12 protein-coding genes are annotated in these 14,448 nt (G+C 53.3%); 9 read left to right on the forward strand and 3 right to left on the reverse strand.

From position 1 onward, the window contains the following. The first annotated feature begins 54 nt into the window (after positions 1–54). Genes modA through modC form a run of 3 tightly spaced genes read left to right on the forward strand, consistent with a single transcriptional unit; the run spans position 55 to position 2,578 of the window. The gene (modA, locus tag OGV50_RS21415; RefSeq protein ID WP_012133221.1) at positions 55–828 is read left to right on the forward strand and encodes a molybdate ABC transporter substrate-binding protein; all 774 of its coding nucleotides are present in this window, start codon (positions 55–57) and stop codon (positions 826–828) included. Next, positions 828–1,517 (forward strand): molybdate ABC transporter permease subunit, encoded by a 690-nt coding sequence (gene modB / locus OGV50_RS21420; protein WP_047458025.1) that lies wholly within the window; start codon positions 828–830, stop codon positions 1,515–1,517. Before modA ends, modB begins: the two co-directional genes overlap by 1 nt. 2 nt (positions 1,518–1,519) lie before the next feature. After that, positions 1,520–2,578: a molybdenum ABC transporter ATP-binding protein ModC gene (gene modC / locus OGV50_RS21425; RefSeq protein WP_012133219.1), complete on the forward strand. Its 1,059-nt coding sequence runs from the start codon at positions 1,520–1,522 to the stop codon at positions 2,576–2,578. Here modC and OGV50_RS21430 read toward each other — a convergent pair whose 3' ends face one another. Next, entirely contained in the window at positions 2,579–3,397 is an 819-nt protein-coding gene (locus OGV50_RS21430; RefSeq protein WP_049009608.1) for a pyridoxal phosphatase, read from the reverse strand. 163 nt (positions 3,398–3,560) lie between these two features. Between OGV50_RS21430 and pgl the strand changes: the two genes are divergently transcribed. Beyond that, entirely contained in the window at positions 3,561–4,556 is a 996-nt protein-coding gene (pgl, locus tag OGV50_RS21435; RefSeq protein WP_024130516.1) for a 6-phosphogluconolactonase, read from the forward strand. Between the two features lie 59 nt (positions 4,557–4,615). Here pgl and OGV50_RS21440 read toward each other — a convergent pair whose 3' ends face one another. Continuing rightward, the gene (locus OGV50_RS21440) at positions 4,616–5,554 is read right to left on the reverse strand and encodes a LysR family transcriptional regulator (protein WP_047458020.1); all 939 of its coding nucleotides are present in this window, start codon (positions 5,552–5,554) and stop codon (positions 4,616–4,618) included. Between the two features lie 198 nt (positions 5,555–5,752). On the opposite strand from OGV50_RS21440, the gene OGV50_RS21445 reads away from it, so the two are divergent. From OGV50_RS21445 to OGV50_RS21455, 3 genes are all read left to right on the forward strand, one after another. Then, the gene (locus OGV50_RS21445; protein ID WP_130028166.1) at positions 5,753–6,808 is read left to right on the forward strand and encodes a 4-oxalomesaconate tautomerase; all 1,056 of its coding nucleotides are present in this window, start codon (positions 5,753–5,755) and stop codon (positions 6,806–6,808) included. Positions 6,809–6,892: 84 nt separating this feature from the next. After that, complete coding sequence (locus tag OGV50_RS21450) at positions 6,893–8,326, forward strand: anion permease (RefSeq protein ID WP_071259654.1); 1,434 nt, start codon at positions 6,893–6,895, stop codon at positions 8,324–8,326. An 84-nt stretch (positions 8,327–8,410) separates the two neighbouring features. Next, on the forward strand, positions 8,411–10,669 hold the full coding sequence (locus OGV50_RS21455; RefSeq protein ID WP_286488751.1) for a hydratase: 2,259 nt from the start codon (positions 8,411–8,413) through the stop codon (positions 10,667–10,669). A 72-nt stretch (positions 10,670–10,741) separates the two neighbouring features. Here the strand turns inward: OGV50_RS21455 and OGV50_RS21460 are convergent, their stop codons facing one another. Then, entirely contained in the window at positions 10,742–12,025 is a 1,284-nt protein-coding gene (locus OGV50_RS21460) for a putative acyl-CoA thioester hydrolase (protein ID WP_012133211.1), read from the reverse strand. 231 nt (positions 12,026–12,256) lie between these two features. Between OGV50_RS21460 and hutI the strand changes: the two genes are divergently transcribed. Further along, positions 12,257–13,480 carry an imidazolonepropionase gene (gene hutI / locus OGV50_RS21465; protein ID WP_024130514.1) on the forward strand — a complete coding sequence of 408 codons (1,224 nt, stop codon included), beginning with the start codon at positions 12,257–12,259 and terminating at the stop codon, positions 13,478–13,480. Further along, positions 13,477–14,418, forward strand: a complete 942-nt coding sequence (hutG, locus tag OGV50_RS21470; protein WP_012133208.1) for a formimidoylglutamase — start codon at positions 13,477–13,479, stop codon at positions 14,416–14,418. Before hutI ends, hutG begins: the two co-directional genes overlap by 4 nt. The last annotated feature ends 30 nt before the right edge of the window (positions 14,419–14,448 follow it).

A 14,448-nucleotide genomic window follows, 5' to 3' on the forward strand; every position in this document is an offset into this window, starting at 1 on the left:
CCTTATTTTCTCGCTATATTTGCGCCTACATAACGACACTCAAAGGAGTTACAGATGGCACGTACATGGTTACGCCTGTTTGCTGGGGCAACATTATCTCTGACTGTTGCCGGACATGCGCTGGCGGATGAAGGGAAAATCACCGTATTCGCGGCGGCTTCGCTGACCAACGCAATGCAGGATATTGCGGTTGAATACAAAAAAGAGAAGAACGTTGACGTTGTCTCTTCATTTGCCTCTTCTTCTACGCTGGCTCGCCAGATTGAAGCGGGAGCGCCAGCGGATCTGTTTATCTCTGCTGACCAGAAATGGATGGATTACGCGGTAGACAAAAAAGCGATTGATACCGCAACGCGTGAAACGCTGCTTGGCAACAGCCTGGTTGTGGTCGCGCCAAAAGCCAGTGAACAGAAAGACATCACCATCGACAGCAAAACCAACTGGACGACTCTGCTGAATGGCGGCCGTCTGGCGGTGGGCGACCCGGAACACGTTCCGGCTGGCATTTATGCAAAAGAAGCGCTGCAAAAACTGGGCGCATGGGATACCCTGGCGCCGAAACTGGCTCCTGCGGAAGACGTGCGTGGCGCACTGGCGCTGGTGGAGCGTAGCGAAGCGCCGCTGGGCATCGTTTACGGTTCTGATGCCGTTGCCAGCAAAGGCGTGAAAGTGGTTGGCACGTTCCCGGAAGATTCCCATAAGAAAGTGGAATACCCGATCGCGATTGTTGATGGACACAAAAACGCAACGGTCAGCGCGTTCTATGACTACCTGAAAGGACCGCAGGCTTCCGAAATCTTTAAACGTTATGGATTTACGACGAAGTAATGATACTGACTGATCCAGAATGGCAGGCCGTTCTACTGAGCCTGAAAGTTTCTTCCCTGGCCGTGTTGTTTAGTCTGCCGTTTGGGATCTTTTTTGCCTGGTTACTTGTGCGATGCAAGTTTCCAGGCAAAGCGTTGCTTGACAGCGTACTGCATCTGCCGCTGGTTTTACCGCCCGTGGTGGTCGGTTATCTGCTGCTTGTCGCGATGGGCCGACGCGGATTTATTGGTCAGTGGCTTTATGACTGGTTCGGCATTACCTTTGCCTTTAGCTGGCGAGGCGCCGTGCTGGCGGCGGCGGTGATGTCTTTCCCGTTAATGGTTCGCGCTATTCGTCTGGCGCTTGAAGGGGTCGACATTAAGCTGGAGCAGGCCGCCAGAACGCTGGGCGCAGGACGCTGGCGTGTTTTCCTCACCATTACGCTACCGCTGACATTGCCTGGCATCATCGTCGGGACCGTGCTGGCGTTTGCCCGTTCGCTCGGCGAGTTCGGCGCTACCATCACTTTCGTGTCTAACATTCCGGGTGAAACCCGCACCATTCCTTCCGCGATGTATACCCTGATCCAGACCCCTGGCGGCGAAAGCGCGGCGGCGAGATTGTGCATTATTTCTATTGTGCTGGCGCTGATCTCATTGTTGATTTCGGAATGGCTGGCGCGTATCAGCCGTGAGCGCGCGGGGAGATAAACATGCTGGAACTCAATTTCTCCCAGACGCTGGGCACCCACTGTCTGACGCTCAACGAAACGCTACCTGCCAATGGGATCACCGCTATTTTTGGCGTTTCCGGCGCCGGGAAAACATCGCTGATCAATGCCATCAGCGGACTGACGCGCCCGCAAAAAGGGCGCATTGTGCTCAATGGTCGCGTGCTTAATGATGTTGAAAATGGCATCTGCCTGACGCCGGAAAAACGGCGCGTCGGTTATGTGTTCCAGGATGCCCGACTGTTTCCGCATTACAAAGTGCGCGGCAATCTGCGCTATGGCATGGCGAAAAGCATGGCCGGACAGTTCGACAAGCTGGTGGATCTGCTCGGTATCGAACCTTTGCTGGAGCGTTTGCCTGGCAGCCTTTCCGGCGGGGAAAAACAGCGTGTGGCGATTGGCCGCGCGTTGCTGACCGCGCCGGAGCTACTGTTGCTTGATGAGCCGCTGGCTTCGCTGGATATTCCGCGCAAACGCGAACTGCTGCCGTATCTGCAACGCCTGGCGCGCGAAATTAATATCCCCCTGCTGTACGTCAGCCACTCGCTGGACGAGATTTTACATCTGGCAGACAGAGTCATGGTGCTGGAAAACGGGCAGGTGAAAGCGTTTGGCGCGCTGGAAGAGGTCTGGGGCAGCAGTGTGATGCACCCGTGGCTGCCGAAAGAGCAGCAGAGCAGCATCCTGAAAGTGAGCGTGCTGGAGCATCATCCGCATTATGCAATGACCGCGCTGGCGCTGGGCGATCAGCACCTGTGGGTCAACAAACTGGAAGAGCCGCTGCAAACCGTGCTGCGTATTCGTATTCAGGCCTCGGACGTGTCGCTGGTATTACAACCACCGATGCAAACCAGTATCCGTAATATCCTGCGGGCAAAAGTGGCAAACTGTTATGACGATAATGGGCAGGTGGAAGTCCAGCTTGAAGTCGGCGGGAAAACGCTGTGGGCGAGAATCAGCCCGTGGGCCAGGGATGAGCTGGGCATCAAACCTGGCCTGTGGCTGTACGCGCAAATCAAGAGTGTTTCAATTACCGCCTGATTACAGTAGGTGGGTATAAATAAACTTCGCAATGCTGTCCGTGGTGTTATCGCCGATCACGATATTCGCCCGCGCTTTCACCGCGTCGTCAGCATTGCCCATCGCGACGCCGGTGCCTGCCGCTTCCAGCATACTGATATCATTGTAGTTATCGCCAAACGCCACCACATTCTCCATCGACCAGCCCTGCGCTTCAATCCACTGGGTAAGGCGCTTCCCTTTGCTGTTCCCTTTACGCGCGATATCCACCTGATCGTGCCAGGACCATTCGCACTCCAGACCCAGCTGATGCTCAACCTGCTGCACGAACTGTTGCAGTTTTGGCAGATTTTCATCGGTCAGCGCGAATTTCCAGACGGCGTTGACGTCGCGTGCCGACTGCGCCAGCGACGGCACCTGAGTAAAGGTCGGGCGCTGTTCCGGCGGCAGCGTCTGCGCCCAGTTAGCGGTACGGATCACATGGCCGGTCGGGCGTTCATAAACCATCGCGTCATCAACGTACATCAGACCGTGAATCTGATGCGCATCCAGCAAATCAATCAGTTGCAATGCCTGATCGACAGGCAGCGGATCGGCTTCAAGAACATTTTTTGCTTGATAATCATACAAGTAAGTGCCATTACAGCAAATTGCAGGTGTATCCAGCGCCAGTGCCTGATAAAAAGGATGAATCGCAACGTGATGACGGCCAGTGACGATGATAAGTTGGTAGCCTGCCTCTCTGGCGCGAGAAAGCGCCTCAAGCGAGGAGGGGAGCAATGTTTTTTTCGGTGTCAGTAAGGTGCCGTCTAAATCCAGGGCAATCACACGAGCGGTCATAGGGAGTTCCAGATTAAGGTTGAGAATTTTGCCTGTGGGAATGGTACACCGAGACGGTTGGCCGGACAAAATTCTGAGCGTTAATTCAGCATTCACCGTTAAAAGCGTCTACGTTAAGCTGTATTCCGCAATTGCAGACAGTTGCCATAAGGAAGGAGTAGTCATGAAGCAAACCGTTTATACCGCCAGCCCTGAGAGCCAGCAAATTCACGTCTGGAGCCTGAATCATGACGGCTCGCTGAAGCTGGTGCAGGTGGTTGATGTGCCGGGGCAGGTTCAGCCGATGGTGGTCAGCCCTGATAAGCGCTATCTCTATGTTGGCGTCCGTCCTGAGTTCCGCGTGCTGGCTTACCGTATTGCGCCGGATGACGGCGCGCTGACCTTCGCGGCGGAGTCCGCTCTGCCGGGTAGCCCAACCCATATCTCTACCGATCATCAGGGCCGTTTTGTGTTTGTTGGCTCGTACAATGCCGGTAACGTCAGCGTGACCCGTCTGGATGATGGCCTGCCGGCTGGCGTGGTGGATGTCGTTGAAGGGCTGGAAGGGTGCCACTCAGCGAATATCTCGCCGGATAACCGGACGCTGTGGGTGCCTGCGCTGAAGCAGGATCGCATTTGCCTGTTTACGCTCAGCGACGACGGCAAACTGGTCGCCCAGGAACCGGCGGAAGTTACCACCGTTGAAGGGGCCGGGCCGCGCCATATGGCGTTCCACCCGAACCAGCAATATGCCTACTGTGTGAATGAACTGAACAGCTCTGTTGATGTCTGGGAGCTGAAAGATCCGCACGGCAATATTGAATGCGTGCAGACGCTGGATATGATGCCTGCCGATTTTTCTGACACGCGTTGGGCGGCGGATATCCATATTACGCCGGATGGCCGTCATCTGTATGCCTGCGACCGTACCGCCAGCCTGATTACCGTTTTTAGCGTTTCTGAAGACGGCAGCGTACTGACGAAAGAGGGCTTCCAGCCGACCGAAACGCAGCCGCGCGGCTTTAACGTCGATCATAGCGGTAAGTATCTGATTGCCGCCGGGCAGAAGTCACACCATATTGCGGTGTATGCCATTGCCGGTGAGCAGGGGCTGCTGACGGAGAAAGGCCGTTATGCGGTAGGCCAGGGGCCAATGTGGGTCGTGGTTAACGCGTATTAATATTCCGTGACGTTGTGCCCGGTGGCGCTCGCTTACCGGGCCGTCGGCCGGATACGGCGTTATTGTTGCCGCTGTGGTTCAGCAAAGGGCGTCCACAGCGTGTCTTTATCATCAGCCCAGACATTTAAAAGTAGAGAGAAAAAACGCTCTGCCGGAGGAGAGAGAACGGCGTCTTTGCGCCGGATAATCCCTAACGTGCGTCTGATCACGGGTTCGATCAACGGGATTCCGATAAGCGTGGGATGCACTGTCTGAGGCATTGCCAGCCCCGGCAGCGCAGAAATACCCAGCCCGGCCTCAACCAGGCCAAGCGAGGTTGATAAATGACGAACCTCGTAAAACCAGTCCAGCTTCCAGGGTTTATCCGCCAGATTGTGCTCAATAAGCAGCCTGTTACCGCTGGATGACCGCACGCCAATCAATTTGTAGCCCACCAACTCCTGCCATTCGACCAGTTGCTTACTGGCTAAGGGATGGTTTCGTCGACAGGCCAGAACAAACGGTTCATTCACCAGCGGGGTGAAGTCAATAGCAGAATTTGTGATGCTGTTCATATTTATGCCGAAATCAGCTTCGTTACCCAACACCGATTCCATGCAGTTGTTCGTACCTTTTTCAAGAATTCGTATTTTGATATTGGGGTACAACTCATTAAATTTTCCGATAGCAAGGGGTAGAAAATAGAAAACAGCGGTCGGAATACAGGACAATGTGATCGTGCCGTGGTGATAAGCATTCATTTCGCGAACATTAAAAAGAGCTTCATCCAGTTTTCTTATTAATTCTCTGGCTTCCGGTAACAGCATCCTCCCCGCTTTTGTTAATTCTACTTTACGTGTTGTTCTCTCAAAAAGCAGGGTATGTAAATCATCTTCCATCTTTTTTATTCTGCGAGTTAATGCAGGTTGCGTAATGTTAAGTAATTTAGCGGCTTTGTTAAATGATCCTGCTTCTGCCAGTGTGACAAATGCCTTCATACTTGATAATTCGTGTTTCATCATAACTCCAGAAAATAGAATCCAGGGATTCCCTGATTTGCTGCCCCAGGAGAGAAAAACGTAGTTTATATGTAAATTATCCGTCTTGATTAATGCAAATAAATTATCAATCATAAATTTAAAGTCATTAGCCTCTCTATTCTGCGCGTGCAACCATGTCCTCATTAACGCTAATGTTTTTTAATTGAGGGCAATGTTATGAAAAAAATTCCCTGCACGTTGATGCGAGGGGGAACATCCAGAGGGGCATTTTTATTAGCAGAACACCTTCCTGAGGAGAGACAGCGGCGCGATGCCATATTGATGGCAATTATGGGATCGGGGAATGAGCTGGAAATAGATGGCATTGGCGGCGGTAATCCGTTGACCAGTAAAGTGGCCATTATCCGTCGTTCGGATGACTCAAAAGCAGATATCGACTATTTATTTGCTCAGGTTCTGGTACATGAACACCGCGTTGATACCACGCCGAACTGTGGAAATATGCTTTCCGCGGTAGGCGCATTTGCGATTGAACATGGCTTAATTGAGACTACGCCGCCCGTCACGCGCGTGCGTATACGTAATGTAAATACAAATACGTATATCGAAGCGGACGTGCAGACGCCGGACGGCGCCGTTGAGTACGAAGGCCAGGCAAAAATCGATGGCGTACCGGGAACGGCCGCGCCCGTGGCACTCACGTTTTTGAACGCTGCTGGCGCCAAAACCGGGCAAATTTTTCCGACCGGTCATCGTGTCGATCATTTTGATTCCGTTGCCGTCACCTGTATTGATATGGCGATGCCGGTGGTTATTATCGCTGCCGAAGATGTCGGTAAAACGGGTTATGAATCCCCTGCGGAACTTGATGCCGATACTGAATTATTGCGCCGCATTGAATCCATCCGTTTGCAGGCGGGTAAAGCGATGGGGTTAGGCGACGTCAGCAATATGGTTATTCCTAAACCGGTGCTTATTTCCCCGGCCAGACGGGGCGGGACGATCAATGTGCGCTATTTTATGCCGCACTCCTGCCATAAGGCGCTGGCGATTACTGGTGCTATCGCGCTTGCCAGTAGTTGTGCGACAGAAGGGACGGTCGCCCACCGGATGACGCAATTGACGGACTATGGCGATATAAATATCGAACACCCGGGCGGGTGCCTTGATATTCATTTAACAAATGAAGGTAATGAGCCTTCTTCAATACGTGCTTCTGTTATTCGCACAGCAAGAAAGATTTTTGCAGGTGAAGTTTATATTCCTGAATGATGTTGATCTCATTTCGCTGTGATTAAGGAAAATTAAACAATGCCTTTTCTGTATAACGAATACAGATAAATCAGGGTGCAAAAAATGAATAAAAAATCCATATGGAAGCTAATTATTATATTAGCGATCCCGTGTATTATTGGCTTAATTCCCGCGCCAGCCGGTCTGAGTGAACTCGCCTGGGTTCTCTTTGGCATCTATCTTGCGGCAATCGTGGGGCTGGTGATAAAACCGTTTCCCGAACCCGTTGTATTATTGATTGCCGTCGCGGCATCGATGGTCGTGGTCGGAAATTTAAGTGAAGGGGCGTTTAAAACGACCAGCGTGCTCAGCGGTTATGCCTCTGGAACGACGTGGCTGGTATTTTCTGCGTTTACGTTAAGCGCCGCGTTTGTCACTACTGGCCTTGGCAAACGCATTGCGTATATTCTGATTGGTAAGATTGGGAATACCACGCTGGGGCTGGGCTACGTCACGGTTTTTCTCGATCTGGTTCTCTCTCCGGCAACGCCGTCAAACACGGCGCGCGCAGGCGGCATTGTTTTACCTATTATCAACAGTGTGGCCGTCGCGCTGGGTTCTGAGCCTGAAAAAAGCCCCCGTCGTGTCGGTCATTACTTAATGATGTCCGTGTATATGGTCACGAAAACGACCAGTTATATGTTTTTTACCGCAATGGCAGGGAACATACTGGCGCTGAAAATGATCAACGATATTTGCCATCTGCAATTAAGCTGGGGAGGATGGGCGCTGGCAGCAATGGTGCCGGGTATCATTATGTTGCTGGTGACGCCGCTGGTGATTTATACCATGTACCCGCCGGAAATTAAAAAGGTTGATAATAAGACGATCGCGAAAGCCGGGCTTCAGGATCTCGGGCCAATGAAAGGCCGTGAGAAATTACTGCTGGGTATTTTTGTCCTCGCGCTGTCAGGCTGGATTTTCAGTAAACAGCTTGGCGTGGATGAATCAACCGTTGCGATTGTGGTGATGGGCGCGATGTTGTTACTGGGCGTGGTGAGCTGGGATGATGTCGTTAAAAATAAAGGCGGCTGGAATACATTAATCTGGTACGGCGGTATCATTGGCTTAAGCTCTTTATTATCGAAAGTGAAGTTTTTTGACTGGCTGGCTGAACTGTTTAAAAACAATCTCTCTTTTGATAATCATGGTAACGTGGCGTTCTTCGTCATTTTGTTCCTGAGTATTATTGTCCGTTATTTCTTTGCCTCCGGTAGCGCTTATATTGTGGCGATGATGCCGGTATTCGCCATGCTGGCGAATGTCTCTGGCGCGCCATTAATGCTAACCGCGCTGGCCTTATTATTCTCCAACTCTTATGGCGGAATGGTCACGCACTATGGCGGTGCCGCTGGCCCGGTTATTTTCGGGGTCGGTTATAACGATATTAAGTCCTGGTGGCTCGTCGGCGCGGTTCTGACCATTTTAACGTTCCTGGTACATATCACGGTTGGTATCTGGTGGTGGAACATGTTGATTGACTGGAACATGCTGTAATCAACCGTCAGCGTTCATTTTTATTATTAATGACATGGTCTGTTGTCCGTGCATGGAAACATGCACGGCAATGTGGAGTAATGAATGATTAAGTTATATGACAAAGGGATTTATCTCTCCGGTAACAATGAGATAATTGCAGAAGAACAGTATTGCGGTAATGTACAAAAAGAGGAAGCCAAAAAAGGCACCATAGCATGGTCCATTCTTGCGTCTCATAATACGTCAGGAAATATGGATAAACTTAAAATCAAGTTTGATTCGTTAACCTCCCACGATATTACCTATGTAGGCATAATTCAGACCGCGAAAGCGTCCGGGATGGCGCGTTTTCCATTACCTTATGTTCTCACAAACTGTCATAACTCATTATGCGCCGTTGGTGGAACCATTAATGGCGATGATCATCTTTTTGGACTCTCCGCCGCGCAGCGCTATGGCGGTATTTATGTGCCGCCCCATATTGCGGTCATCCACCAATATATGCGCGAGATGATGGCGGGCGGTGGAAAAATGATTTTAGGCTCAGACAGCCACACGCGCTATGGCGCGCTGGGGACGATGGCCGTAGGGGAGGGCGGAGGTGAACTCGTCAAACAACTGTTGAATGATAGCTGGGATATCGATTATCCGGGCGTCGTGGCGGTATATCTGACGGGAAAACTGGCGCCAGGCGTTGGCCCGCAGGATGTGGCGTTAGCCATCATTGGCGCCGTATTTAAAAATGGCTATGTCAAAAATAAGGTCATGGAATTTGTGGGGCCGGGCATTAGCGCAATGTCCACGGACTTCCGTAACAGTGTTGATGTCATGACCACGGAGACGACCTGCCTGAGTTCGGTGTGGCAAACGGATGATGAGACCCGTAGCTGGCTGGCGTTACATGGCCGTGAACCGGACTATCGACAGCTGAATCCGCAGCCAATGGCCTGGTACGATGGCTGTATTTATGTTGATTTGAGCACAATTAAACCGATGATCGCGCTACCTTTCCATCCGAGTAATGTGTATGAAATCGACACATTAAATGAGAATTTGACGGATATTCTGCACCAGGTAGAAATTGAGTCTGCGCGCATTGCCCGTGGGAAAGCCAAAATCTCACTGCTGGATAAAGTTGAAAAGGGGAGATTAAAGGTTCAGCAGGGAATCATTGCCGGATGCTCAGGCGGTAACTATGAGAACGTCATTGCGGCGGCGAATGCGTTGCGCGGTAAATCGTGTGGTAATGAGACGTTCTCACTCGCGGTTTACCCCTCTTCACAGCCTGTATTTATGGATCTGGCGAAAAAAGGCGTGGTGGCCGATTTAACTGGCGCGGGCGCAATCATCAGAACCGCTTTCTGCGGCCCATGCTTTGGCGCTGGCGATACGCCCGTTAACAACGGGCTGAGCATTCGCCACACCACCCGTAACTTCCCGAACCGTGAGGGTTCGAAACCGGGTAATGGTCAAATGTCCGCGGTTGCGCTGATGGATGCGCGTTCTATTGCGGCGACGGCAATAAATGGGGGCTATCTGACCTCCGCCGCTGAACTGGACTGCTGGGAAAACGTTCCTGACTATGCGTTTGATCCCACTCCGTACAAAAACCGTGTCTATCAGGGTTTTGTTAAAGGGGCGACGCAGCAATCGCTCATCTATGGCCCGAATATTAAAGACTGGCCGGTGCTGGGGGCGCTGACGGAAAATATTCTGCTCAAGGTGGCGTCAAAAATTCTTGATGAAGTCACAACGACGGATGAGCTGATCCCGTCCGGGGAGACCTCGTCTTTTCGCTCAAACCCGGTTGGTCTGGCGGAGTTCACCCTGTCACGCCGCGATCCAGACTATGTTGGCCGAAGCAAAGCAATCGCGACGCTGGAAAAACAGCGTCTGGCAGGCGAGGTGAGTGAGCTGGAGCCGGTCTTTGCCCGTATTCGCACTATTGCGGGCCAGGAAAACACCGATCCGTTAGCCACCGGGATTGGCAGCATGATTTATGCCGTTAAGCCGGGAGACGGTTCCGCGCGTGAACAGGCGGCAAGCTGTCAGCGCGTGATTGGCGGTCTGGCGAATATAGCCCAGGAGTATGCGACGAAACGCTACCGTTCGAATGTGATCAACTGGGGAATGTTGCCGCTGCAAATGGCGGGTGAGCCTGGGTTTGACGTCGGGGATTATATTTACATTCCTGGCGTCCGTACGGCGCTGGATCAATGCGCAACCACCTTAAAAGGCTATGTGATTCATGACGATGAAATCACGGAAATCAGTCTGTATCTGGAAAGCCTGACCGCCGAGGAACGTGAAATTATCAAAGCGGGAAGTCTGATTAATTTCAATAAAAACCGTCAGATGTAAAAAAAGGTCGTCACGCTTGGCGTGACGACCTTTTCTCTTTTATCTGGCCTGAAGAATAATCGTCAGCAGATATTATTGCTTCGGTTCGGCAACCACTTTACTGCCTAAACCCCGGTTGTTGTATTCCCACATCCGGTTAAAGTTCGTGTCGTTCAGGTTACGCTGGACCTCGTCTTTATCGTCCTTCGCGCCAGTATTCCCGGCAAAAGGACGTTTGGAGATAACGGCGTCAGCCCACGGTTTCGCCATATTGAACCCTTCGTTAATCACGCTATCGCGGATAACGACCTGACCGTTGGTGTTGGCATCCACATCCAGCGAACGACCCAGTTGCGCGACGCCATCACCTGCGGCGGTAAAGCGGCTGTTGGTGGCGAGGAAACCGTAATAAATATTCGACAGCGTTGCCGGAGCGAAAACATACGCTTCCTGCTGGGTACGGGAGTTCACTACGCGGAAATCGGTGTTATCGAACACCACTGCGCCGCGACCGGAAACCATATCCACATCCCCTTCAATGTAACTGTTCGTCACCAGCGTGCGTGGTTGGCGATCGTTTTGCAGACGGTTCTGCACGCCGCTGTTGGTCACGAAGAACGTATTCTGGCGACCCAGAATGTTCACTTTATTAATCTGCACTTTGTCGCCGTCAGTACGTAAGGCCACTGCCGGATGGTTGCCCGCGTCAACGCTGTCACCGAGATTGTTTTCGATGGTCAGATTTTGTAACTGCAAGCCGTCATTTTGTGACCAGACTACCGCAGAACACATCACGCCAATGCTGGCGCCGCGTTTGCTCTGGCAGTTATCAAACATATACCACGCAGGTTTGCCCGGCATGTATTTACCGCCCGGGTTCACTGAACGACGCCAGTCGGTCGTGCTCATTTCGCCGTCAATCGCCTGGCCGATTTTCACATCAATCGCGTTCTCGCCCGTGCCGTACAGCGTCAGGCTGCCAGGCGCCGCCGGGATATACACGGTTCCCTGATACTCGCCCGGCATAATGGCGATGTACAGACGCTTGCTGCTGCGCTGCGTAATTGCTGCATCTACCGCCGCCTGAATGGTGGTGTGCGTCACGCCAGGCGTGCCAGCCGGGCCGACAACGAAGTCAGGTTGCGCAGGCAGCGTAATAGCGGAAGGCGTCCACGGCGCCGTATTCGGCGTCAGTGACGAGAAATAGTGTGCAGCAACGAAATTCTGCGCTTCGTTCGCCGACAGGATCGGACGCGAGGAGGTGCCTGGCGCGGTCTGATCGGATGGGATTTGATCGGGCGGCGTAGAGCTACAGGCGGTCAGCGTCACGCCAAAAGCCAGTGCCAGCGCCAGACGGGAAACCGAAAATGTGTTCACAGGTTGCTCCGGGCTTTGAAAGTTAAATTAATTCCATTGAAGCCTGCTTTTTTATACTAAGTTGAGCGAAACGGGAAGGTGAAAAGGTAAAAAGTTCTTTTTTAGACGCCGCGCACCTGATGTTCCAGGCAAGTACATCACAAATAAATAACATTCATGGCCTGTAAGATTGACAACCCCGGCAGAATAAAAAATAAATGTATAGACAACCCATGACAAGTGATGAACCCAATGGCGCAACTTTTACCTGATGACACGATCTGGCGGAATGGCCGACTGGCGACGATGGACCCTGAACGCGGTAGCCCTTATGGGATGGTGGACGATCATGCGCTTGTCGTCCGCCAGGGCCGGATACTGGATATTGTGCCTGCGTCGTCGCTCAACGCCGCGCACCGCAATACCGTGGATCTGCAAGGCCGACTGGTCACGCCCGGACTGATTGACTGTCACACCCACCTGATTTTTGGCGGCACGCGCGCCGGGGAGTGGGAGCAGCGGCTTAACGGCGTGTCGTACCAGCAGATCAGCGCGCAGGGCGGCGGTATCAACGCGACCGTCGCTGCGACCCGGACGGCCTCTGAAGATGAACTTTTAGCCGTTGCGCGTGCGCGTATGGCGCGATTGCTGCAAGAAGGCGTTACGTTGCTGGAGGTGAAATCCGGCTATGGCCTGAATTTCGCCACGGAAGAGAAAATGTTGCGCGTTGCCGCTGCGCTGGCGCATGAAAACAGGGTGGAAATCAGTCCTACCCTGCTGGCGGCACATGCGACGCCAGCAGAATACCGCGACGATCCCGACGGCTATATCACGCTAGTTTGCGAAAGTATTCTGCCCGGATTATGGGCAAAAGGGCTGTTTGAGTCGGTGGATCTTTTCTGTGAAAGCGTGGGGTTTAACCTGGCGCAGAGTGAGCGGGTATTTCAGGCCGCTCAGGCGTTGGGCATTCCGGTAAAAGGGCACGTTGAGCAACTCTCCTTGCTGGGGGGCGCGCAACTGGTGAGTCGTTATCAGGGGCTATCCGCCGACCATATTGAGTATCTGGATGAGGCTGGCGTGGCGGCGATGAGTCGCAGCGGCACCGTGGGCGTTCTGCTGCCGGGGGCGTTTTATTTCCTCAAAGAGACGCAGCGCCCGCCGGTGGCGTTGCTCCGCCACTATGGCGTGCCAATGGCGGTTGCAACGGACTTTAACCCCGGCACCAGTCCGTTTATCAGTTTGCATCTGGCGATGAACATGGCCTGCGTACAGTTTGGCTTAACGCCGGAAGAGGCGTGGGCGGGCGTGACGCGGCATGCTGCGCGCGCGTTGGGGCGGCAGACGACGCATGGGCAATTGAAAGCGGGATATGTCGCTGACTTTGCCGTATGGGACGCTGAGCTTCCGGTTGAAATCCTTTATGAACCGGGGCGTAACCCGCTCTGTCACCGTGTATTCAGAGGAGAAGTAACATGACGCAATGGCAACCCGCATCTCCCACGCTCTGGCAGGGGCGTGATGACAGCGCCGAGGCGGCTAACGCGCTGCGTCTCTTTCAGACGGTGACGCGCAGCCCGACGTTTTCTCCCGAAATGTATCGTGAAAAAATCGCCTTGCTCGGCTTTGCCTGTGACGAAGGCGTGAAGCGAAACCAGGGGCGGCCTGGCGCCGCTGGCGCGCCGGATGCCCTGCGCCGGGCGCTGGCGAACCTGGCCTCTCACCACGGCCACGATCGGCTGGTGGATTTAGGCAACATTATTGCGCAAGCCCCCGATCTGGAAGGCGCGCAGCAGGCGCTTCGCGATGCGGTACGGCGCTGCCAGCAGGCGGATATGCGCACGTTTGTGCTAGGCGGCGGACATGAAACGGCGTTTGGGCATGGCGCGGGACTGCTCGATGCGTTCCCGCATGCCAGAGTCGGCATTATTAATCTTGATGCGCATCTGGATCTGCGTCGGGCTGACCACGCCACCTCCGGTACGCCGTTTCGCCAGTTGGCGCAATTATGCGATGAACAACAGCGTGAGTTTCATTACGCCTGCTTTGGCGTCAGTCGGGCGGCAAATACGCAGGCGTTATGGGATGAGGCGCAACAACGCGGAGTGACCATCGTAGAAGACGTGGATTGTGATACCGCTCAGGCGCCGTTGGCGCAGGTTATCGACAGCGTGGATAAGATCTACCTGACCATCGATCTTGATGTGCTGCCCGCCTGGGAGATGCCCGCAGTGTCTGCGCCCGCAGCGCTCGGTGTGCCGTTGGCGACGGTGATGCGGCTTGTCGATGCCGTTTGTCGCAGCGGTAAGCTACAGGCGGTGGATATGGTTGAATTTAATCCGCGCTTTGACGATGATGGCAACGCCGCGCGTGTTGCGGCACGCCTCGGCTGGCAAATCGCACACGGGTGGCGTTAATCGCGATGTTTGTCCGGCCCAGAATCGCGT

The sequence above is a fragment of the Citrobacter sp. CK180 genome (assembly GCF_030333655.1).
Classification (GTDB): Bacteria; Pseudomonadota; Gammaproteobacteria; order Enterobacterales; family Enterobacteriaceae; genus Citrobacter_B; species Citrobacter_B koseri.

Excerpts from the sequence above, each read along its gene's own strand:
- pgl (WP_024130516.1), top strand. The coding sequence starts at position 3,561 with ATGAAGCAAACCGTTTATACCGCCAGCCCTGAGAGCCAGCAAATTCAC.
- OGV50_RS21440 (WP_047458020.1), bottom strand. The coding sequence starts at position 5,554 with ATGAAACACGAATTATCAAGTATGAAGGCATTTGTCACACTGGCAGAA.
- hutI (WP_024130514.1), top strand. The coding sequence starts at position 12,257 with ATGGCGCAACTTTTACCTGATGACACGATCTGGCGGAATGGCCGACTG.
- modB (WP_047458025.1), top strand. The coding sequence starts at position 828 with ATGATACTGACTGATCCAGAATGGCAGGCCGTTCTACTGAGCCTGAAA.
- OGV50_RS21445 (WP_130028166.1), top strand. The coding sequence starts at position 5,753 with ATGAAAAAAATTCCCTGCACGTTGATGCGAGGGGGAACATCCAGAGGG.
- hutG (WP_012133208.1), top strand. The coding sequence starts at position 13,477 with ATGACGCAATGGCAACCCGCATCTCCCACGCTCTGGCAGGGGCGTGAT.
- OGV50_RS21450 (WP_071259654.1), top strand. The coding sequence starts at position 6,893 with ATGAATAAAAAATCCATATGGAAGCTAATTATTATATTAGCGATCCCG.
- modA (WP_012133221.1), top strand. The coding sequence starts at position 55 with ATGGCACGTACATGGTTACGCCTGTTTGCTGGGGCAACATTATCTCTG.
- modC (WP_012133219.1), top strand. The coding sequence starts at position 1,520 with ATGCTGGAACTCAATTTCTCCCAGACGCTGGGCACCCACTGTCTGACG.
- OGV50_RS21430 (WP_049009608.1), bottom strand. The coding sequence starts at position 3,397 with ATGACCGCTCGTGTGATTGCCCTGGATTTAGACGGCACCTTACTGACA.
- OGV50_RS21455 (WP_286488751.1), top strand. The coding sequence starts at position 8,411 with ATGATTAAGTTATATGACAAAGGGATTTATCTCTCCGGTAACAATGAG.